This window comes from Sphingomonas sp. LM7, assembly GCF_002002925.1.
Classification (GTDB): domain Bacteria; phylum Pseudomonadota; class Alphaproteobacteria; order Sphingomonadales; family Sphingomonadaceae; genus Sphingomonas.
Map to the genome: position 1 here is coordinate 2,719,297 of NZ_CP019511.1, position 20,632 is coordinate 2,739,928.

Here is a 20,632-nt window from a genome sequence, read left to right on the forward strand (position 1 = left end):
CGCGCTGGGCACGCGAGGACGAACTCGGCAAGGTCGCGCTGCCCCCGGTGACGCGGGCGCGGGCGAAGCATGAAGTGGGGCGCAAGGACGAAGCGGCGGCGAACCCGTTTCGGGCGATGCCGCCGGATGATGGCTCGTCGACTAAATTCCTCCCCGGAACGGGGAGGGGGAACATGCGAAGCATGGTTGAGGGGGCCCCGCTCTCCACAAGCGGGATAGTTCGAGGTTCGCGGCCCCCCCCTCCCCGTTCCGGGGAGGAATTGCCTCCCCTCGTCACTTCGCTCCGCAACGGCAGCCGCATCGAGATCGCCGCCGCCTGCCCGCAAGCGCAGGCTCTTGGCCTGCGCCCGGGCATGGCAGTCACCCAGGCGCGCGCGCAGGTGCCGGGGCTCGACATCCGCCCGGCCGATCCCGAGGGCGACCGCGCACATCTCGCCAGCCTCGCGCTCGCGCTGGCGCGGCGCTGGGCGCCGAGCGTAGCGATCGAAGGCGACGACACCTTGTTTCTCGACTTGACCGGCGTAGCGCATCTGCACGGCGGGGAGGCCGCGATGGCATCGCGGCTGCAGCGCATGCTCGCCCGGCTGGGCTATGGCGCGCGGATTGCGATCGCCGACACGCCCGGCGCCGCCTGGGCGCTGGCGCATTTCCGCGGCAGCGCGCGGTGCCCGTCGGGCCGGCATGGCGAAGCCCTCGCCCCGCTTCCGATCGAGGCGTTGCGCATCGAACCCGCCGCAGTCGAATTGCTCCACCGGCTCGGGGTCAAGGCGATCGGCCAGCTCGCCGAAATGCCGCGCGCACCGCTGGTCCGCCGCTTCGGCGCCGGGCTCGCCGCGCGGCTCGAACAGGCGCTGGGCAGGCTGCCCGAGCCGCTGCATCCAGTGATCCCGCCCGAGCCGATCGCCATCGCCCAGCGCTTCGCCGAGCCGATCGCCACCGCCGAGGCGATCGAGCATTGGCTGGGCACGCTCGTCCCCCGCCTCGCCGCCGCGCTCGAGGCCGGGGGGCTGGGCGTGCAGGCGCTCGAATGCATCGCCGACCGCATCGACGGCGTGCCGCAGCGCATCCGTATCGGCCTGGCCCGGCCCAATCGCGATCCCGTCCATTTGCTCCGCCTGCTCAAGCGCCGGATCGAGGATATCGAGCCCGGCTACGGCATCGACGCGCTCGCGCTCCATGTCCGCCGCGCCGCGCCGCTCGGGCCCGAGCCCATGGTCGAGCGGCTCGACGAAGAGGCCGCGCCCGACATCGCCACGCTGGTCGATACGCTCGCGACGCGGATCGGCCTGGGGGCAATGTGGCGGATGCGCCCGGTCGAAAGCGACGTGCCCGAGCGCGCCGCGGCACGCGCGGCGGTGCTCGACCCGCCCGAGCGGGGCGGCGCGCGGCCCAGGATCGACGCCGTCGGCCAGCTCGTCCGCAACCCCGCGCTGCATCCCTGGCACCCCGAATGGCCCAAGCCGACGCGGCTGCTGCGCCGGCCCGAGCGGCTCGACCATGTCGTCGCCGAACTGCCCGATCATGCCCCGCGCCGCTTCACCTGGCGCGGCCAGCCGCACCGTGTGGTCCGCGCCGACGGGCCCGAGCGCGTCCATGGCGAATGGTGGAAGCATGTCGCCGAGGCCGAGCATGTCCGCGACTATTTCCGCGTCGAGGACGAGCAGGGCCGCCGCTACTGGCTGTTCCGCCGCGGCGACGGCGAGCGCCCGGCAACCGGCGACCTCAGCTGGTATCTCCACGGCGTGTTCGGATGACGTACGCCGAACTCCAGGTGACGACGCATTTCTCGTTCCTGCGCGGCGCTTCCTCGCCCGAGGAGCTGTTCCGCCAGGCCGCGTTGCTCGGGCTGCCCGCGCTCGGCATCGTCGATCGCAATTCGGTGGGCGGGGTAGTGCGCGCGCTGGTCGCTGCCGAGCAGTTCACGGCGCTCGGCGCGGACATCCGCATGATCGCCGGCTGCCGGCTCGACCTGGTCGACGGGACGTCGCTGCTGGTCTGGCCCGAGGATCGCGCCGGCTGGTCGCGGCTGACGCGGCTGCTCACGCTGGGCAAGTCGCGTGCCGATCCCCAGCATGGCGAGAAGGGCAAATGCTTCCTCCATTGGGAGGATGTCGCCGCCGCGGCGCAGGGGCTGGTCGGCGCGCTCGTCCCCGGGCTCGCCGACACCGGCGATCCGCTGTCGCTGCAATGGATGGCGGACGTGTTCGGGACACGCGGCCATGTCTGCCTGACCCAGCATCGCCGCCCCGGCGACGCGATGCGCATCCACGAACTGAACCTCTCGGCGAAACGCTTCGGGCTGACTCCGCTCGCAACCGGCGACATACTCTACGACACGCCGGACCGCCGCATGCTGCAGGATGTCGTCACGGCGATCCGCGAAAAATGCACGATCGACGAACTCGGCTTCCGCCGCGAGCGCAACGCCGACCGGCATCTAAAATCGCCCGAGGACATGGCCCGGCGCTTCCGCGACTATCCCGAGGCATTGCAGGCGAGCCTGGCGATCGCCGAGCGCTGCACCTTTTCGCTGCGTGACCTGGAGCACCAATATCCCGAGGAGCATGTCATCCCTGGCCGCACCGCGCAGGAGGCGCTGAGCACACTGGCGTGGAACGGGCTCAAGCACCGGTTCGCCGGCAAGCCATCCCAGGCACATCAGGACCTGCTCGTCCACGAACTCGGGCTGGTCGAGCAGATGGGCTATGCGCCCTATTTCCTCACGGTCAATTCGATCGTCCAGTTCGCGATCAGCCAGCAGATCCTCTGCCAGGGGCGCGGCAGCGCGGCCAATTCGGTGATCTGCTTCGCGCTGGGGATCACCTCGATCGACCCGGTCAAGCACCAGTTGCTGTTCGAGCGCTTCATCTCGACCGAGCGCAAGGAGCCGCCCGACATCGACGTCGATTTCGAGCATGAGCGGCGCGAGGAAGTGATCCAGTGGATCTATGAGAGCTATGGCCAGGACCATGCCGCGCTGACTGCGGTGGTCAGCCGCTTCCGCTCGCGCGGCGCCCTGCGCGAAGTCGGCAAGGTGCTGGGGCTGCCCGAGGACATGACCGCGGCGCTGTCGAGCCAGGTCTGGGGCTGGTCGAACGATGTCGACGACAAGCATGCCGATGCGCTCAATCTCGACCGCAGCGATCCGCGGCTGGCGCTGACGCTCCAGCTAGCGCGCGAGCTGATCGGCACGCCGCGGCATCTGTCCCAGCATCCGGGCGGCTTCGTGCTGACCCGCGACAAGCTCCACGACCTGATCCCGGTCGAGCCCGCCGCGATGGTCGATCGCCGCGTGGTCGAATGGGAGAAGCTCGACATCGAGGAGCTCGGCTTCATGAAGGTCGATATCCTCGGCCTCGGCATGCTCGGCTGCATGCGCCGCGCCTTCGATCTGCTCGCCGAGCATAAGGCGACGCAGCTCACCATGGCCTCGCCGCTGATGCAGGAAGACGATCCGGTGACCTTCGAGATGATCCGCCAGGCGGATACGCTGGGCGTGTTCCAGATCGAGAGCCGTGCGCAGATGTCGATGCTGCCGCGGATGAAGCCGGAAAATTTCTACGACATCGCGATCCAGGTCGCGATAGTCCGCCCCGGCCCGATCCAGGGCAACATGGTCCACCCCTATCTCAAGCGCCGCGAGAACCCGAAGCTGGTCGATTATCCTTCGCCGGCGCTCGAAGAAGTGCTCACCAAGACGCTCGGCGTGCCGCTGTTCCAGGAACAGGCGATGCTGGTGGCGATCAAGGGCGCCGGGTTCACGCCGAGCGAGGCGGACCGGCTGCGTCGCGCGATGGCGACGTTCAAGTCGAGCGGCGGCATCGGCGAGTTCGGGCCCAAACTGCTAGCCGGCATGCGCGCGAACGGCATCAGCGACGATTTCGCCGAGCGGCTGGTCGCCCAGATCGAAGGCTTCAGCAATTACGGCTTCCCCGAGAGCCACGCCGCGAGCTTCGCCAAGATCGCCTACGCCTCGTCATGGATGAAATGCCACCACCCCGACGTCTTCTGCGCGGCGCTGCTCAATGCCCAGCCAATGGGATTCTATGCCCCCGCGCAGCTGATCCGCGACGCCCGCGCGCACGGTGTCGAAGCACGGCCGGTGTGCGTCAACGATAGCGACTGGGACACGCGGATGGTGTCCGAAGCGCATTCCCGGCCGCGACATGAAAGCTTTTGCGGGACTGATGAGGATTGGGCGAGCATGCAGCCGATCCGGCTCGGCATGCGCATCGTGCAAGGACTGGCAAAGAGCGACGGCGAAGCGATCCTCGCCGCCCGCGCGCAAGCGACGTTCGTATCGATCGAGGATGTCTGGCGCCGATCGGGCGTGAAGCCCGCCGCGCTCGAACGGCTGGCGCGGGCGGATGCGTTTCACGCACTCGGGCTCAACCGGCGGCAGGCATTATGGGCAATCAAAGGGCTGGGGCAGAAGCCGCTCGATTTGTTCAGCGCCGCCGATGCGCGCGAGCGCGTGACGGTGCCAGAGAGCGTCGAGCCCGTCGTCGCACTGGTGCCGCTCACCGCGGGCCGCGAAGTGGTCGAGGATTATCGCGCGACCCAGCTGTCGCTCCGCGCGCATCCGGTGGCCTTCCTGCGCGCGCGGCTGACCGAACAGCGGATCGCCCGGTGCGCGGAACTGATGGAGATGAAGGATGGCGCGCGCGTCGAAGTCGCTGGACTGATCCTCGTCCGCCAGCGGCCGGGCAGCGCCAACGGCGTAGTGTTCGTCACGCTGGAGGACGAAACCGGCATCGCCAATGCGGTGCTGTGGGCCGATCGCTTCGAGGCCAATCGCCGCACGGTGATGTCGGCGACGATGCTGGCGATCCGCGGCAAGGTGCAAAAGGAAGGCATCGTGATCCACCTCGTTGCCGAGACGATCACCGATCTCACACCGTGGCTGCGCGACGTCGGTGAGCTCGATCTGCCACGGATGACCGCCCCCGGCGACGGCGCGACGCATGGCGGCACGATCGATCCGCGCGAGCGTCTCAAGCTGCCCCGCCAGCGCGCGCTGGAAAGCTGGCCGCCGCGCCGCAGCCTCAAGGCGCCCGACCTGATCCCGGTCAAGTCACGCGATTTTCACTAGGACCAATCATGCCCGCACCCCGCCCGCTCTACATCTTCGCCAAGCCGCCCGAGCAAACCGCGCTCGAAGCCGAGCAGCGGCGTCGCGAACTCGGCCTCGCCAACGACTACAGCCACGAACGATTCCACACGACGATCCTGCCACTCTGCGACGCCAGCGAAGCGCCGCCGGGACTGATCGGCACGCTGGAGGCCGCCTTCGCCTCGATGCTCGCCGAGCCCTGCACGATCCTGTTCGACCGGCTCCACCGCAATGCGCTGCGCGGTGGCAGCGCGCTCCGCGACCTGCGCGCGCTGCAAGCCACGCTGGTCAGGCGCCTGACCGCGATGGGCCTGCTCCTGCCGCGCTACCTTTTCCGTCCGCACATGTCGCTCGCTTATGGCGCGTCGACCGAACGGACGATACCGATCGCGCCGATCGGCTGGCAGGTGCGCGAGCTGCAGCTCGTAAAGAGCATCCACGGTGAAGGCCGCCACGAAACGCTTGCGCGCTTCGAACTGATCCAGCGCCAAGGGGCGTTCGGCTTCTGAGGATATACGACCCCGAGGGTGCTTCCGCCCCGGCGTGGCGGTGCTAATCTGGGTGCGAGGAGAAACCGAATGAACCTGCGCGCACTCTTGGTTGCCCTGCTTCTCCCGCTCGCGTCGCCGGCACTTGCCCAAGGCACGCCCGAGCCCGCCGCACAGATCGACCATATCGGGATCTGGGTGGCCGACCAGCAGAAGAGCATCGATTTCTACCGCGCGCTGTTCGGGCTCGACGAGATCCCCGCGCCGTTCCCGCCCGGCGGCCCGCGCTGGCTGCGGTTCGCGGGCGGCGTCGAGCTTCACATCCAGCCGGGCCGCACCGAAAAGCTGCACCAGCCGCGCCGCGTCCACATGGCGATCGCCGTCGCCAGCCTCGATCCGATCCTGGCGCAGCTCAAGGCGCGCGGCCATGGCTGGACGAACATCGAAGGCACGCCCGGCGCGATCAACACCAGCCGCACCGACGGCGTGCGACAAATCTTCCTCCAGGACCCCGACGGCTATTGGATCGAAGTCAACGACGTGCCGAAGCGCTAGGGCGTATCGACATTCACCGGCTTGGGGCGGTGGTCTTACACACTTCGTCCCCCCGGCCTTGTGCCGCGGTGACGGGTGAATTGTGGGCAACCCCGGCTTTCAATTTGAACGTCGAGACGCCCTAGAGCCGGATCAGCCCCCGACGGTCTGCTCGATCACCCCGAAGATCGCGTGGTGCTTGTCGTCCTCGGCCCAGATGCGGACTGTGTCGCCGGCCTTGAGGAACGGCGTTTCCGCCTTGCCGCCGCGGATCGTCTCGATCGTGCGGACCTCGGCCAAGCACGAATAGCCGACGCCGCCCTCGGCGATCGGCTTGCCGGGGCCACCATCGGAATCGCGGTTCGAGACGGTGCCAGAGCCGATGATCGTCCCTGCGCCCAGTGCACGCGTCTTGGCGGCGTGCGCAATCAGCGTGCCGAAATCGAACGTCATGTCCTCGCCCGCCTCGGCGCGGCCGAAGGGCTTGCCGTTCAAGTCGACCATCAGCTTACGGTGGAGCTTGCCGTCCTTCCACCAGTCGCCAAGTTCGTCGGGGGTGACGAACACCGGCGAAAAGGCGCTGGCGGGCTTGGACTGGAAAAAGCCGAAGCCCTTGGCGAGCTCGCCCGGGATCAGGTTGCGCAAGGACACGTCGTTGGTCAGGCCCACCAGCCGGACCGCGGCAAGCGCCTCCTCGCGCGACGCCCCGAGCGGCACGTCCCCGGTGACAACCACCACTTCAGCCTCGAGATCGCAGCCCCAGGCTTCGTCGGCGAGCGGAATCGGATCGCGCGGGCCGAGGAATGCGTCCGAGCCGCCCTGGTACATCAGCGGATCCTGCCAGAAGCTCTCGGGCATTTCGGCGCCGCGCGCCTGCCGGACCAGCGCGACATGGTTCACATAGGCCGAGCCGTCGGCCCATTGATACGCCCGTGGCAGCGGCGACGCGGCCTGCCGCTCGTGGAAGCGCCGCATCGGGATCGTCTCATGCTCCAGATCGGTCGCCAAATTGCGCAGATCGCCTTCGACCTGGTCCCAATTGTCGAGCGCAGCCTGCAGCGTCGGCGCGATCCCGGTGGCATCGGCGCACCATGCCAGATCGTTCGACACCACGACGAGCTTGCCGTCACGACCGTGCTTCAGGCTGGCCAGTTTCATGCGGGTTCTCTCCTGTTTCGTTCAAGCATAGAGCGGCGCGCGGCCAAGTCGAGCGGTTGACACCAAAGGCCCGTATCTTCATCGCTTTTGGGTATGTCCTCGTCGCTCAGATTTCTTGATCACGGCGGCGAAATGGCGCAGCGCATCCGTGCGCACGATTGGGCATCCACGCCGATCGGTCCGATCGAGAACTGGCCCCAGGCGCTCCGCTTCGCAGTCAACATCGCGCTGGGATCGAGCTTTCCGACCGCAGTCTATTGGGGCCCCGAGCTCCGCCTGATCTACAATGATGCGTGGACGACGATCCCGGCCGACCGCCATCCCTGGGCACTGGGCCGGCGCGGCGCGGAGGTCTGGGCCGATATCTGGCACGTCGTCGGCCCCGAGATGGAGCGCGTGCTGGCCACCGGCAAAGGCTTCTCGACCTTCGACCAGATGCTGCCGATGGAGCGGAACGGCCGGCCGCAGGAAACCTGGTGGAGCTACAGCTTCACACCGATCCGTGACGAGCATGGCGACGTCGTGGGCCTGCTCAATCAGGGCAATGAGACGACGCGCACCGTGCTCGCCGAACGCGCGCGCCTCGCTGAGGTCGGCCGCCTGCGCGAGCTGTTCGAACAGGCCCCGGGAGCGGTCGCGCTGCTCCACGGGCCCGACCATGTCTTCGAAATCGCCAACCCCGCCTATTGCGAGCTGATCGGCGGGCGCGACGTATTGGGCCTGTCGGTCGCCGACGCGCTTCCCGAAGTGGTCGAGCAGGGCTTTATCGGGTTGCTGGACCAGGTGTTTGGCAGCGGCGTCCCCTATCGCGCGCATTCAGTTCCGATACGGCTTCAGCGAACGCCGGGGCAGGATACCGAGCCGCGGATGCTCGATTTCGTCTACCAGCCGATCAAGGACGCAAACGGCGAGACCACCGACATTTTCGTGCTCGCCAACGACGTCACCGAACGCGCGACTGCCGAGGCGGCGTTGCGCGCGAGCGAGGAACGGCTCCAGCTCGCGCTCGATTCGTCGGTGGGCGTGGGCACCTGGTTCTGGGACGTGCCGAACGACCGGGTGACGGCGGACCTGCGCTTCCTGCGGCTCTATGGCGTCGACGAAGCGCTGGAAGGCGTCGGCGCACCGATCGAGGCGTTCTTCTCGCACGTCCATCCCGATGATCGGCCATCGCTCGAGGCGGCGATCACCGCCTCGCTCGCCAGCGGTGGACATTTCTCGGAAGAATATCGCCTGATCCAGCCGGACGGGTCGGTCCATTGGGTGGCCGCGCAGGGACGCCCGATCCTCGACCCCGATGGCCGCCCGCTTCGCTTCCCGGGCGTCAGCTTCGACATCACCGAGCGCAAGGCGGCCGAAGACGCGGCGCGCGCCGCCGCCGAGGAGCTGCGCGAGGCGAACGCGCTGCAATCCTTCGTCTATGCGCTCGCCGAGACGCAGCGCCGGCTCGACACGCCCGACGCGATCATGGCCGCCACGTCGGAAGCACTGGTCGACCAACTGCACGCCAGCCGCGTCGGCTTCTATCGCGTGGTCGGCGGCGAGACGATCGCGTTCGGCGCTTCGGCGACTCGCGGTGCGCTGCCCCGGCTTGAAGGTATCGCCACGGTGCAGGGTGTCGGCGCCACCGCAGTCGAGGCTTATCGCTCGGGCAGTACGGTCGTGCTGCACGACACCGGGCGCGAATTCTCGCCGGGCGAAAGCGACATTCCCCAGCGCGCGGCGGCGGCGATCGGCGTGCCGCTGCTGCGCGGCGGCGAGTGGGTCGCCACGATGTACGTCAACCAGGCCGAACCGCGCCGCTGGCACCCCGATGAAGTCGCGTTCATCGAGGCGATCGCCGAGATGTCATGGGACGCCGTCGAGCGTGCCGGGGCGTTGGTGGCGTTGCGCGGCAGCGAGGAGAAGTTCCGCGCGATCGCCAATTCGATCGACCCGATGGTCTGGTCGACGCTGCCCGACGGCTATCACGATTATTACAATGATCGCTGGTACGAATTCACCGGCGCGCCCTACGGCTCTACCGATGGCGAGGGCTGGGCCGACATGTTCCACCCCGACGATCAGGAGCGGACCTGGGCGCTGTGGCGGCACTGCCTCGACACGGGGGAGCCCTATCACATCGAGTATCGGCTACGGCACCATTCGGGCCAGTATCGCTGGGTGCTCGGCCGCGCGCAGCCGGTACGCGACGATGCCGGGCGGATCATCCGCTGGTTCGGGACGTGCACCGACATTCAGGAGATCGTCGACGCACGCGAAGTGCTCGCTCGCTCTCGCGAAGAGCTCGAAGCGGCGATCCACGAGCGCACCGAACAGCTGATGCAGGCCGAGCAGCAGCTCCGCCAGGCGCAGAAGATGGAGGCGGTCGGCCAGCTCACCGGCGGCATCGCGCACGACTTCAACAACATGCTCGCGGTGGTGATCGGCGCGCTCGACCTGCTTGAACGCCGCGTTGCGCAGGGCCGCACCGATATCGACCGCTATCTCGTCGCCGCGCGCGACGGCGCCACCCGCGCCGCCGCGCTCACCCAGCGGCTGCTCGCCTTTTCGCGCCAGCAACCGCTCGCCCCCACTCCGGTCGACGCCAATGCGATGGTCGAGGGGATGATCGAGCTGCTGGTCCGCACGCTGGGCGAGGCGATCAGCGTCGAGACATTGCTGCCCGGCGGGCCGCGACCGGCGCTGGCGGATCCGAACCAGCTCGAAAACGCCATCCTCAATCTGTGCGTCAATGGCCGCGACGCGATGGCGGGCGGCGGCAGGCTGAGCATCGAGACCGCCAATATCGCGGCAGGGCCGGCGGAGGCGCAGGCCCTCGGGCTCGAGCCTGGAAGCTATGTCGAGATCACCGTTGCCGATACCGGATCGGGGATGCTGCCCGAAGTCGCCGCGCGCGCCTTCGATCCGTTCTTCACCACCAAGGGCGTTGGCAAGGGCACCGGGCTCGGGCTGAGCCAGGTATTCGGCTTTGCGCGCCAGTCGGGCGGCACCGTGCGGATCGACACCGAACTGGGCAAGGGCACGCGAGTCAGCCTGTATCTCCCGGCCTATGCCGGCGAGATCGACCCGGCGGTACACGCGGCCGAAATCGCTGAGGCGGAACGCGGCCGGCCGGGCGAAGTGGTGATGGTCGTCGAGGACGAGGAGCGCGTGCGCAGCTATTCGGTGGAGGCACTGCGCGAGCTCGGCTACGAAGTGGTGTCCGCGCCCGACGGGCTGGAGGCACTGCGGATGATCGAGAACGGCCAGAGCGTCTCGCTGCTGTTCACCGACGTGGTGATGCCCGAGATGAGCGGCCGCGAGCTCGCCCGGCGCGCGCACGACCGGCTGCCCGGTCTCAGGATATTGCTGACCAGCGGCTACACCCCGGACATCGCCGGCCTAGACGATTCGATCCTCACCAAGCCGTTCGACATCAACACGCTGGCCCGTCGCGTCCGCGCCGCACTGGACAACTGATCCTACTTGACGCGGGCGGCCATGAAGGCCATTGGCCCCGCGGCTTCGGGGCCGTGCCCTCGACCTCAGCACAGCCCAGCCGCCGAGTCCTGTCGAAGGGCGGCTTTGGGTCCGCCCGGCAGGCGGAGACGTGTATTCATGGCAAATGTCGCAGTGATTGGCGCCCAATGGGGCGATGAGGGCAAAGGCAAGATCGTCGACTGGCTCGCCGAGCGCGCCGATGTCGTCGTGCGCTTCCAGGGCGGGCACAATGCCGGCCATACCCTCGTCGTCGGCGAGAAGGTCTACAAGCTCTCGCTGCTTCCCTCGGGCATCGTCCGCGGCACCCCTAGCGTGATCGGCAATGGCGTGGTGCTCGATCCGTGGCACCTCAAGTCCGAAGTCGAGAAGCTGCGCGGCCAGGGCGTCGACGTCACGCCCGATACGCTCAAGATCGCCGACACCTGCCCGCTGATCCTGCCCTTCCACCGCGACCTCGACGCGCTGCGCGAGGACGCAAGCGGCGCCGGCAAGATCGGCACCACCCGCCGCGGCATCGGTCCCGCGTACGAAGACAAGGTCGGCCGCCGTGCGATTCGCGTCTGCGACCTCGCGCATCTCGACGAGCTGGGCCCGCAGCTCGATCGGCTGCTGGCACATCACGACGCGTTGCGCGCCGGTTTCAACGAGCCCGCGATCGACCGCGACGCGCTGATCGCCGAATTGCGCGAGATCGCCGGTTTCGTCCTGCCCTTCGCCGAGCCGGTGTGGCGGATGCTCAACGAAGCGCGCGGCCGCGGGCGCCGCATCCTGTTCGAAGGCGCACAGGGCGTCCTGCTCGACATCGACCACGGCACCTATCCGTTCGTGACCTCGTCCAACACCGTCGCCGGCACCGCCGCGGCGGGATCGGGGCTTGGACCGAACGCAGTCGGCTTCGTGCTCGGGATCGCCAAGGCCTATACCACGCGCGTCGGATCGGGACCGTTTCCGAGCGAGCAGGATAACGAAGTCGGCGAGCGGCTCGGCACGCGCGGGCATGAATTCGGCACGGTGACGGGGCGCAAGCGCCGTTGCGGCTGGCTCGACGCGGTGCTGCTGCGCCAGTCGGCAGCGGTGTCGGGGATTACCGGCATCGCGCTGACCAAGATCGACGTGCTCGACGGATTCGAAGAGATCTCGATCTGCACCGGCTACAGGCTTCGCGGCGAGGCCCTCGATTATTACCCCGCAAACGCCCAGGACCAGGCTGCGATCGAGCCGGTCTACGAGACGATGCCCGGCTGGTCGGAATCAACTGCAGGCGCGCGCAGCTGGGCAGAGCTGCCCGCCGCGGCAATCAAATATATCCGGCGGATCGAAGAACTGATCCAGTGCCCCGTCGCCCTGGTCTCGACGAGCCCCGAGCGTGAAGACACGATCCTCGTCCGCGATCCCTTCGCGGACTGAAACGGACCTGGGCCCCGGCGGCAGATCCGCCGGGGCTTGGCCTCACGCGTTAGCGCTGGGGCGTCGGAGCCGCAGCGTCCGGCGTCGTGGCGCTCGGATCGGTCGAAGGCTCGGCGGTCGTCGTGCTCGGATCCGTCGTCGTGGTCGGACCGGTCGAAGGCTCGGCGGTCGTGCCGCTGCCCGTGGTGCCGTCGGCCGGCGCGGTCGTGTCCCTGGTCGTATCGGCTTCCTTGTCTTTCTTCTTCTGGTCCTGGCTGGTTGCCGAAGGATCCTGCTGCGGCACGTCCTGCGCGATCGCAGCAGCCGGAATCAGCATGGCACCGGCAAGGAACAAGGTGAGCTTACGCATGTTTATACTCCTGACAATTGACCTAAATGGCAGGAAATGAACGGCTCGATCGCGCGCATGGTTGCGTGTGTCCGGGACGCTTCGCCGCTGCGACAAAACCGACCGACCCCGAAACGAGCCCAATGCGGGATCAGCCGCACTGCGCCCGGTGCAAAAGTTTCTGATCGGCCAGCACCAACGCAACCATCGCCTCGACAACCGGCGCCCCGCGGATGCCGACGCATGGATCGTGGCGGCCCTTGGTGCGGATTTCCGTCGCCTCGCCCTCGCGATTGATCGTCTCGACGGGAGTCAGGATCGAACTGGTCGGCTTGAACGCCACCCGGACCAGCACGGGCTGGCCAGTCGAGATGCCGCCCGCAATCCCGCCGGCATGGTTGGCGAGGAAATGCACGCCATCGCCGGCAGGCCGCATCGCATCGGCGTTCTGCTCGCCGGTCAGCGTGGCCGCGGCGAAACCGTCGCCGATCTCGACACCCTTCACCGCATTGATCGACATGCATGCTGCGGCGAGTTCACTGTCGAGCTTGGCATAAAGCGGCGCGCCCCAGCCTGCCGGAACGCCGGTTGCTTCGCACGCGATCACTGCCCCGAGCGACGACCCCGCCTTGCGCGCATCATCAACCAGTTTTTCCCAGCGTGCGGCGGCCGCGGCATCCGGGCAGAAGAAGGGATTATTGTCGATCTCGGCTGCGTCGAAATTGGCGGGATCGATCGCGTCGCCGCCGATCGCCTCAACCCAGGCGCGGATCTTCACTTCTGGGATGGCAAGGCGTGCGACGGCGCCGGCGGCAACGCGGGCCGCGGTCTCGCGCGCCGAGGAACGTCCGCCCCCGCGATAGTCACGAAAGCCGTATTTCTGGTCATAGGCGTAATCGGCATGACCCGGGCGATACGCGACTGCGACTTCGGAATAATCCTTCGAGCGCTGATCGACATTCTCGATCTGGAGGCTGATCGGAGTGCCGGTGGTACGGCCCTCGAACACGCCCGAGAGGATGCGGACCTGATCGGGCTCCTGCCGCTGGGTGGTGAAGCGCGACTGGCCCGGGCGGCGTTTGTCGAGGAACGGCTGGATATCGGCTTCGGACAGTTCGAGCCCCGGCGGGCAACCATCGACCACCGCGCCGAGCGCGGGCCCATGGCTCTCGCCCCAGGTGGTGAAGCGGAAGACGCGTCCGAAGGTGTTGAAGCTCAATGGTTCCCGCCCAATTGTGCGAACGCCTTTGCGTGCGTCGCCGCGCCGCGCTCGCCGCACGGCATGCCGCCACCCTGGAGCGGCAGCGCCATCAGATAGTCGCCTGCATAAGGCGAGGCAAATCCGCGCGCCCAATCGGTCGAAAAGCCGAAACGCGCGTAATAATCGGGATCGCCGAGCACGAAGACCAGCATCGCGCCGGCATCGCCAAGCTGGGTCAGGCTGGCCCGTACCAGCGCCTCGGCAACGCCTTGCCCGCGCTGCCCGGCATCGACCGCAAGCGGCGCCAGCGCCACCGCAGCGATGTGCTTGCCGGCGATCTCCACTGCCATCCGGCTATAGGCGATCACGCCGGCGAGGCTGCCGGTCTCCTCGTCATCGGCGACGAGGGTCAGCACCATGTCGCCATCGACGCACAGCCGCTGGACGAGCATCGCCTCCCCGGCATCGGGAAAGGCCTTCCGCAGCAATGCGTCGATCGCCGCGACGTCCCCGCCGGTCGCGGGGCGGATCGCGGTGCTCACACCAATGCGATGTCGGGCGCGTCCTCGGCCTTCATGCCGATGACGTTGTAGCCGGCGTCGACATGGTGGGTCTCGCCGGTCACACCCGAGGCCAGGTCGGACAGCAGGTATAGCCCGGCGCCTCCGACATCCTCGATCGTCACGTTGCGCTTGAGCGGCGAATTGAGTTCGTTCCACTTGAGGATCAGGCGGAAGTCGCCGATCCCGCTTGCCGCCAGCGTCTTGATCGGCCCGGCCGAGATCGCGTTGACGCGGATATTGTCGCGGCCCAGATCGACGGCGAGATACTGGACGCTGGTTTCCAGCGCAGCCTTGGCGACGCCCATCACGTTATAATGCGGGATCACCTTCTCGGCGCCGTAATAGCTGAGCGTCAGCAGACTGCCGCCGTTCGGCATCATCTTCGACGCGCGCTGCGCCACCGCGACGAACGAATAGACGCTGATGTTCATCGTCATCAGGAAATTGTCGAGGCTGGTGTCGACATAGCCGCCGCGCAGCTCGTTCTTGTCCGAGAAGCCGATCGCGTGGACGACGAAGTCGATCGTCGGCCAGCGCTCGGCGAGCGTCGCGAAGGCCCTGTCGAGATCGGCCATGTCCGAGACGTCGCATTCGATCAGGAAGTCCTGGCCGAGATGCTCGGCGAGCGGCCGCACGCGCTTTTCCAGCGCCTCGCCCTGATAGCTGAACGCCAGTTCGGCGCCATGCTCGCGCAGCTTCTGGGCAATGCCCCATGCCAGCGAACGATCGTTCGCCAGGCCCATGATCAGCCCGCGCTTGCCCTGCATCAATCCCGTCACGACGTCCCGTCCTCCTTTTGACGGCCCTGCTCTAGCCGCTCATGGGGCACTTCGGCCAGAGCTGCGTTGAGTTCCGCACCAACCACCAGCCCCAGGCCGATGATGTAAAAGAACACCAGGGCGATCATCACGCCGGCAAGGCTGCCATAGGTCAGGTCATATCCGCCCAGCGACGACAGGACGAGCGGCAGCAGCGCCGTGGTTGCCATCCACCAGATGGTGACGAATGCCGGCCCCGGCCATTTGTGACATTCGGTGCCGCGATATTTCCGCGGGGTCAGCGAATAGAACAGCATGTACAGCGCGCCGAACAGCGCGAGCGCGGGGGCAAACCGGGTTACCGACAGCAGCGTCTGCACCTCGGTGGACAGCGGCAGCAGCCGATAGACGAACTGTTCGACGGCGGTGAGCACGATCTGGAAGCTGAACGCAGCCATTGCGAGAACCACCGCCGCCACGATCATGCCGATCGATCCGAGACGATACCGCCAGAACGGCGTGCTCGTCTGCACGCCATAGGCCGCGCGCAGGATGCCGCGCAGCGTCTCGATGAAACCCGCCGTGGTCCACAGACCCACCAGTGCGCCGAGCCACAGCAGACTGCCCGTCCGCGCCTGCAGAACGTCGGCCACGGGCTTGCGCAGCACATTGGCAACGTCGGGGGGCACGGTCTGCAGAAAGGCCTCGAGCGTGCGGATACCCTCGGCGCTGCGCCCGAACAGCTGGGCGACGGCCGCGGCGACGATGAAGAACGGGAACAGCGTTACCAGCGACAGATAGGCAAGGTTGCCGGCATAAGTGAAGCCATCGGTATAGGTGCCCACCGCGACGCGCTTGAGAACTACCCAGAAGCGTTTGGAAATGCCCAGGTTCGAAAGGCGGCCATGCGCGGTCGTGCCCACGCCGCGTGCCCGCGCCTCCGGAGACTCGGGGGAAATCCCCTTGTGGACAATATCTTGGGCTGGCGGGCTATCGGTCACAGAGGCTCAGACGCCCATGCGGCCACGCGGGTTCCCCTTGTCCTGCCAACCCTGCACGAACTCGACCAGCGCATCGTCGTCGACCGGCAGGTCGACCATCGTCGTGACGAGCAGATCGCCGCGACCGCCGGCCTTTTTGTGGAAGCCACGCCCCTTGAGGCGCAGCACCTTGCCCGAGGTCGAACCCTTGGGCACCTTCAGCATCACTGCGCCGTCGGGCGTGGGCACGCGGACATCCGCTCCGAGCACCGCTTCGGACAGGCTGACCGGAAGATCCAGCCGGATGTCGTCGCCTTCGCGCACGAAGAAGCGGTGCGGCTGGACGTCGATCGTCACGATCGCGTCGCCGAAGCCGCCCGGGCCCTCCTCACCCTTGCCCGCGAGGCGCATCTGGGTGCCGCTCTCGACGCCGGCGGGCAGCTTGAGATCGATCGACTTGCCGTCGCGCAGCGTGATCCGCTGCGGCGCGAGCTTGGCCGCGTCCTCGAACGCCACCGCAAGGCGATAGGCGACATTCGCGCCCTTGGCCGCCGGCTTGCGGCCGAATCCGCCAAAGCCGCCGCTGAAGCCACCGCCGCCGCGACGGCCCGCACCGCCGCCGAACAGCCCCTCGAATATGTCGCCGATATCGCCCGATTCGCCGCCGAAATCGAAGCCGCTGCCGCCGGGACGGAAGCCGGCCTGCTGCCCGCCGCCGCCGCCGAAGCCGAACGGCGCAGTCGGATTGCCGTCGCCGTCGATCTCGCCGCGATCGAAGCGCGCGCGCTTGTCCTTGTCGCTCAGCAGGTCATAGGCGGAGGTGACTAGGCTGAATTTCTCGGACGCCTTGGGATTGTCCTTGTTGCGGTCGGGATGCAGCTCCTTGGCGAGCTTGCGATAGGCTTTCTTGATGTCAGCCTCGCTCGCGCCCCGCGCGACGCCCAGAGTTGCATACGGATCCGCCACCAAATTCCCCGTTCGAAAATCATCAATGTCGCGCGCCCCTTACAGAAGCCGCGCGCCCGCGAACATCGTTGCCGCACACCTTTTGTGCAAGTCCGGCTCAGCCGGACAGCGGCTCGACATCCACCGAGACATGCATCTCCTGGGCGCCCGAGCCCAGCACGATGCCGTCGATCGGCGCGACATCGGCATAGTCGCGGCCGATCGCGACGACGATATGATCGCCTGCCATCCAGATGCCGTTGGTCGGATCGACGCCCACCCAGCCGAGCTGCGGCCCGGCCCAGACGAGCACCCAGGCATGCGTCGCGTCGGCACCGACGAGGCGCGGCTGCCCCGCCGGCGGGATCGTGCGGATATAGCCCGAGGCATAGGCCGCCGGCAGCCCCGCCGCGCGCAGGCCCGAGATCATTATCTGGGCGAAATCCTGGCACACGCCGCCGCGCTGGAGGAACGCCTCGCGCGGCGGCGTATCGACCAGGGTCGCAGCGGGATCGAAGGCGAATTCGCGCTGGATACGCAACGCGAGCGCGATCGACGCCTCGAGGATGCCGCGGCCCTGCGCCAGCTCCTCGGCACACCAGGCCGCGATGTCGCGATCGAGCTGGATCAGCGGCGACGGAAAGAGATAGGCGGCCGGGCTGGCGGGCGAAGGATCACGGCTCGCGCGCGCCCATTCCGCGACTTGCGCCAGGCTGGGATCCGATGCTTCCGGCATCGGCACCGGGCGCTCGACACGAACCCGGGCGCGGCTCTCGATCGTCAGCGTCCGCGCGGGCCGGTCGACCACCAGCCGGACGACATTGGCGAGACCGGCCTCGGCACGCGCGGGGAATACCCGGCCCTGCGGCTCGATGACCAGCTCATAGTCCTCGACGGTCTGCCCCGACCAGAGGATCGGCTTGAGGCGGAGATTGTTGCGCGCAAAGGCGACGGGCGCCGCATAGGCGAACCGCGTGATGTGGCGAATCTGGTACAGCATTCGCTCAGGCCAGGACCAGGCCCGCGGCCCGAAGCGGCTCGGCACCGTGGAGGAAATATCGCCTTGCTACCGCCGCCGAAAGATTGGCGAGACGGGTCTCCAGATCGGCGAGCAGCGCGTCGTCGATACGCGTCGCATTCGCCGTCACCAGCAGCGCCGCAATGCCCCGCGCCTGCTCCTGCTGCGGCTCGGCCAGCCCGTCGTCCGACAGCACCGGCAGCTTGTTGAGGTGCGCCGAAATCGCCGCGACCTGAAACGCGAGCGCGCGGGGATTGTTGGGATCGAGCGTAACCAGATCGAGCACCGGTATCCGCGCCATTCCAGTCAAATAGCGTTGGCGATAGCTGATCTGGCTGTCCATCAGATCGAGCAACGTCGACAGATCGTCGCTCGTGGCATCGGGACCACCGAAGCTGCGAATGAAGCGGATCGCCGACAATGCGCGCTCGATACGCCGGCCGATGTCGTGGAAGCGCCACGCGTCGGTGCGCGTCATATGCTCGCTCGCGAGACCATTGAGCGCCGAATAGCGGCGCTGGAGCGAGCCGGCCTTGTCGAGCAGCCCGCCGCGCTGCGGGAAGGGCGCATCGAGCAGGCGGACCATGTCGGCCGAGAGCCGCTCGCGCGAAACCGCGCCGATCAGCCGCGCCTGGCGGTTGATCTCACGAACACTGTGCCATTCGCCCTCCCCTTCGAGCGCTGTACGCGCGAGCTGGGTAAGGTCGGCGCGCTTGACGCCCTTGGCTTCGGGCGCAGCGCCCGAGAAGACCACCAGGCGAGTTAGCCGGCCGACGGTATCCACGGCCAGCGCCGCACCGGTATCGGCACTGATCGAATGGCCGAGAAGCACGCGAAGCAGCCCGAGCAATGCCTCGCCGCGCTCGAGATAGCGGCCGAGCCAGAACAGATTGTCGGCAACGCGGCTAGGCAAGGTGCCCGGGTTGCGGCGGAGCTGGGTGGTGTCGCCCGAGGGCAGCAGCGAAACGGGCGCGACCGCCTCGGCACCGTGGACGCAGACATCGGCGGACCACATCCCCTCGCCCATCACGGCCGCGCGCGGGTCGGGATGCTCGCCGATGCGTGCGAAGCCGCCCGGGAGCACAGTCCAGCGCCCCTCGCCGTCGCGCGCGGCAAAGACTCGCAGCGTGAACGGGCGCGGCGCCAGCACGTCCTCGGTCACCACCGGCATGGTCGAAAGGCGGACGACTTCCTGCCCGACATAATCCTGCGGCCGGCGAGTCATGTCATCGAGCAGGGCTGCGCGTTCGTCGGGGCTGAGTGCCGAGCCGAGCATGGCCTTGCCGCCGGGAAGTCCGAGCGGTGCGGCGCCGAAGGCAGGCGCGACCACCAGAGAATCGAGATTGGCGGCGACGTGATCGCGCGGGGCGTCCTGCCCGCACCACCAGGTGGCGATGTTGGGAAGCTTGAGCGGCGCACCCGTCAGCACTTCGGCCAGCCGCGGCAGGAAGGCGGCGAAGGCGGGCGCTTCGAGCAGCCCGGCGCCGGGCGCGTTGGCAATCACGACATTGCCTGCGGCGATCGCGTCGATCACGCCGGGAACGCCGATCGTCGAATGCGAATCGAGCGCGAGCGGATCGAGCAGCCGTGGATCGAGCCGGTGCCACAAGGCATCGACGCGCTTCATCCCCGCGATCGTGCGGACGTAGAGCTTGTCGTCCAGCACCGCGAGGTCGGCCCCCTCGACCAGCAGGAAGCCGAGATAGCGTGCGAGATGCGCCTGTTCTGGATAGCTCGGGTTGAGCCGCCCCGGGGTCAGCAAGGCGATACGCGGCTCGGCGCGGCGGCAGGCAGCGGCGACGCCTTCGCGGAAGGCGGCAAAGAACGGCGCGTGGCGCTCGATATTGAGCCGTGACTGGAGCTCATCGAGCGTCCGCGCGATCGCCAGCCGATTCTCCAGGGCATAGCCCGCACCCGCCGGCGCCCGGAGGTGATCGGCAAGCACACGCCATTCGCCCGAAGGCCCGCGGCAGAGGTCGGCCGCGACGAACTGGAGGTGGTGGCCGCCCGGCGGGGTCAGGCGCGCGAGCGGGCGGAGGAAATAGGGGCTACCGGAGACGAGCGCGGCGGGGACATGGCCGTCGGCGACGAGGTTCGCCTCGCCGTACAGGTCCTGGAGGATCGTCTCGAGCAATTCGGCGCGCTGGGCGATGCCGTCGGCGATGCCGTCCCATTCGGTCTTTTCGATGAGCAGCGGGACCGGCGACAGCGGCCAGGGGCGCTCCTCACCTTCATCGACGATGCGGAAGCCGGTGCCGATATCCTCGGCATGCCGTTGCGCGCGTTCGCGGGCGAGCTCCAGGCCGTCACCGGACAGTGTCGCGAGCTCCTCGAACAATCCCGCCCAGGCGGGATCGCGATCGCTTGCGCAAAGCACGTCCCCGCCGGGAACATGCCCGCAATAATCGGCGATCCAACGATCGGCGATCGTCGCGGCGTCGAACAAAGATGTCGCGGCGCGGCTGGCCAAGATGCGCTTCCTCCGGAGGCGCGGTGATGGGGGAAAGCATGTTGCATGGCAACAAGCGATACGCGGAGTGTACCCTCTTCTTCTCCGTCACCCCGCGCCGCGATGGCAGGACTGGAGGATCAAGGGTCTCACTCGGCCGCCAGGGTCACGCGATCGAAGAGGAACCCGCAATTCGCCCCTTTACCC

At 67.9% G+C, this 20,632-nt stretch carries 15 protein-coding genes; 6 read left to right on the forward strand and 9 right to left on the reverse strand.

Annotated elements, in window-relative coordinates; genetic code table 11:
- Window positions 1-260 precede the first annotated feature (260 nt).
- From BXU08_RS12385 to BXU08_RS12400, 4 genes are all read left to right on the forward strand, one after another.
- Window positions 261-1,754 carry a DNA polymerase Y family protein gene (locus BXU08_RS12385; RefSeq protein ID WP_253190361.1) on the forward strand — a complete coding sequence of 498 codons (1,494 nt, stop codon included), beginning with the start codon at window positions 261-263 and terminating at the stop codon, window positions 1,752-1,754.
- Window positions 1,751-5,092: an error-prone DNA polymerase gene (locus tag BXU08_RS12390; protein WP_077510340.1), complete on the forward strand. Its 3,342-nt coding sequence runs from the start codon at window positions 1,751-1,753 to the stop codon at window positions 5,090-5,092. The genes BXU08_RS12385 and BXU08_RS12390 overlap by 4 nt, the downstream gene beginning before the upstream one ends.
- A gap of 8 nt (window positions 5,093-5,100) precedes the next feature.
- The gene (locus tag BXU08_RS12395) at window positions 5,101-5,622 is read left to right on the forward strand and encodes a 2'-5' RNA ligase family protein (RefSeq protein ID WP_077510341.1); all 522 of its coding nucleotides are present in this window, start codon (window positions 5,101-5,103) and stop codon (window positions 5,620-5,622) included.
- 69 nt (window positions 5,623-5,691) lie between these two features.
- Complete coding sequence (locus BXU08_RS12400) at window positions 5,692-6,156, forward strand: VOC family protein (RefSeq protein ID WP_077510342.1); 465 nt, start codon at window positions 5,692-5,694, stop codon at window positions 6,154-6,156.
- 132 nt (window positions 6,157-6,288) lie between these two features.
- Here BXU08_RS12400 and BXU08_RS12405 read toward each other — a convergent pair whose 3' ends face one another.
- Window positions 6,289-7,293, reverse strand: a complete 1,005-nt coding sequence (locus BXU08_RS12405; protein ID WP_077510343.1) for a fumarylacetoacetate hydrolase family protein — start codon at window positions 7,291-7,293, stop codon at window positions 6,289-6,291.
- Between the two features lie 132 nt (window positions 7,294-7,425).
- Between BXU08_RS12405 and BXU08_RS12410 the strand changes: the two genes are divergently transcribed.
- Entirely contained in the window at window positions 7,426-10,755 is a 3,330-nt protein-coding gene (locus tag BXU08_RS12410) for a PAS domain-containing protein (protein WP_077510344.1), read from the forward strand.
- 138 nt (window positions 10,756-10,893) lie between these two features.
- Complete coding sequence (locus BXU08_RS12415) at window positions 10,894-12,183, forward strand: adenylosuccinate synthase (protein ID WP_077510345.1); 1,290 nt, start codon at window positions 10,894-10,896, stop codon at window positions 12,181-12,183.
- A 49-nt stretch (window positions 12,184-12,232) separates the two neighbouring features.
- Here BXU08_RS12415 and BXU08_RS12420 read toward each other — a convergent pair whose 3' ends face one another.
- The 8 genes from BXU08_RS12420 to BXU08_RS12455 all read right to left on the reverse strand — a co-directional run bounded on the left by BXU08_RS12420 (window position 12,233) and on the right by BXU08_RS12455 (window position 20,446).
- Window positions 12,233-12,532 (reverse strand): hypothetical protein, encoded by a 300-nt coding sequence (locus BXU08_RS12420; RefSeq protein WP_077510346.1) that lies wholly within the window; start codon window positions 12,530-12,532, stop codon window positions 12,233-12,235.
- 130 nt (window positions 12,533-12,662) lie between these two features.
- A complete protein-coding gene (gene aroC / locus BXU08_RS12425; protein ID WP_077510347.1) occupies window positions 12,663-13,730 on the reverse strand; it encodes a chorismate synthase in 1,068 nt (355 codons plus the stop codon).
- Window positions 13,727-14,254 (reverse strand): GNAT family N-acetyltransferase, encoded by a 528-nt coding sequence (locus BXU08_RS12430; RefSeq protein WP_077510348.1) that lies wholly within the window; start codon window positions 14,252-14,254, stop codon window positions 13,727-13,729. The genes aroC and BXU08_RS12430 overlap by 4 nt, the downstream gene beginning before the upstream one ends.
- Window positions 14,251-15,054: an enoyl-ACP reductase FabI gene (fabI, locus tag BXU08_RS12435; protein WP_077510349.1), complete on the reverse strand. Its 804-nt coding sequence runs from the start codon at window positions 15,052-15,054 to the stop codon at window positions 14,251-14,253. The genes BXU08_RS12430 and fabI overlap by 4 nt, the downstream gene beginning before the upstream one ends.
- Window positions 15,051-15,956, reverse strand: coding sequence for a YihY/virulence factor BrkB family protein (locus BXU08_RS12440; protein ID WP_253190362.1), 906 nt, complete (start codon window positions 15,954-15,956; stop codon window positions 15,051-15,053). Before BXU08_RS12440 ends, fabI begins: the two co-directional genes overlap by 4 nt.
- Window positions 15,957-16,040: 84 nt before the next feature.
- Window positions 16,041-16,979, reverse strand: a complete 939-nt coding sequence (locus BXU08_RS12445; RefSeq protein WP_150125526.1) for a DnaJ C-terminal domain-containing protein — start codon at window positions 16,977-16,979, stop codon at window positions 16,041-16,043.
- A 97-nt stretch (window positions 16,980-17,076) separates the two neighbouring features.
- Window positions 17,077-17,958 (reverse strand): transglutaminase family protein, encoded by an 882-nt coding sequence (locus BXU08_RS12450; RefSeq protein WP_077512352.1) that lies wholly within the window; start codon window positions 17,956-17,958, stop codon window positions 17,077-17,079.
- Between the two features lie 4 nt (window positions 17,959-17,962).
- The gene (locus tag BXU08_RS12455; protein ID WP_077510350.1) at window positions 17,963-20,446 is read right to left on the reverse strand and encodes a circularly permuted type 2 ATP-grasp protein; all 2,484 of its coding nucleotides are present in this window, start codon (window positions 20,444-20,446) and stop codon (window positions 17,963-17,965) included.
- Between the last annotated feature and the right edge of the window lie 186 nt (window positions 20,447-20,632).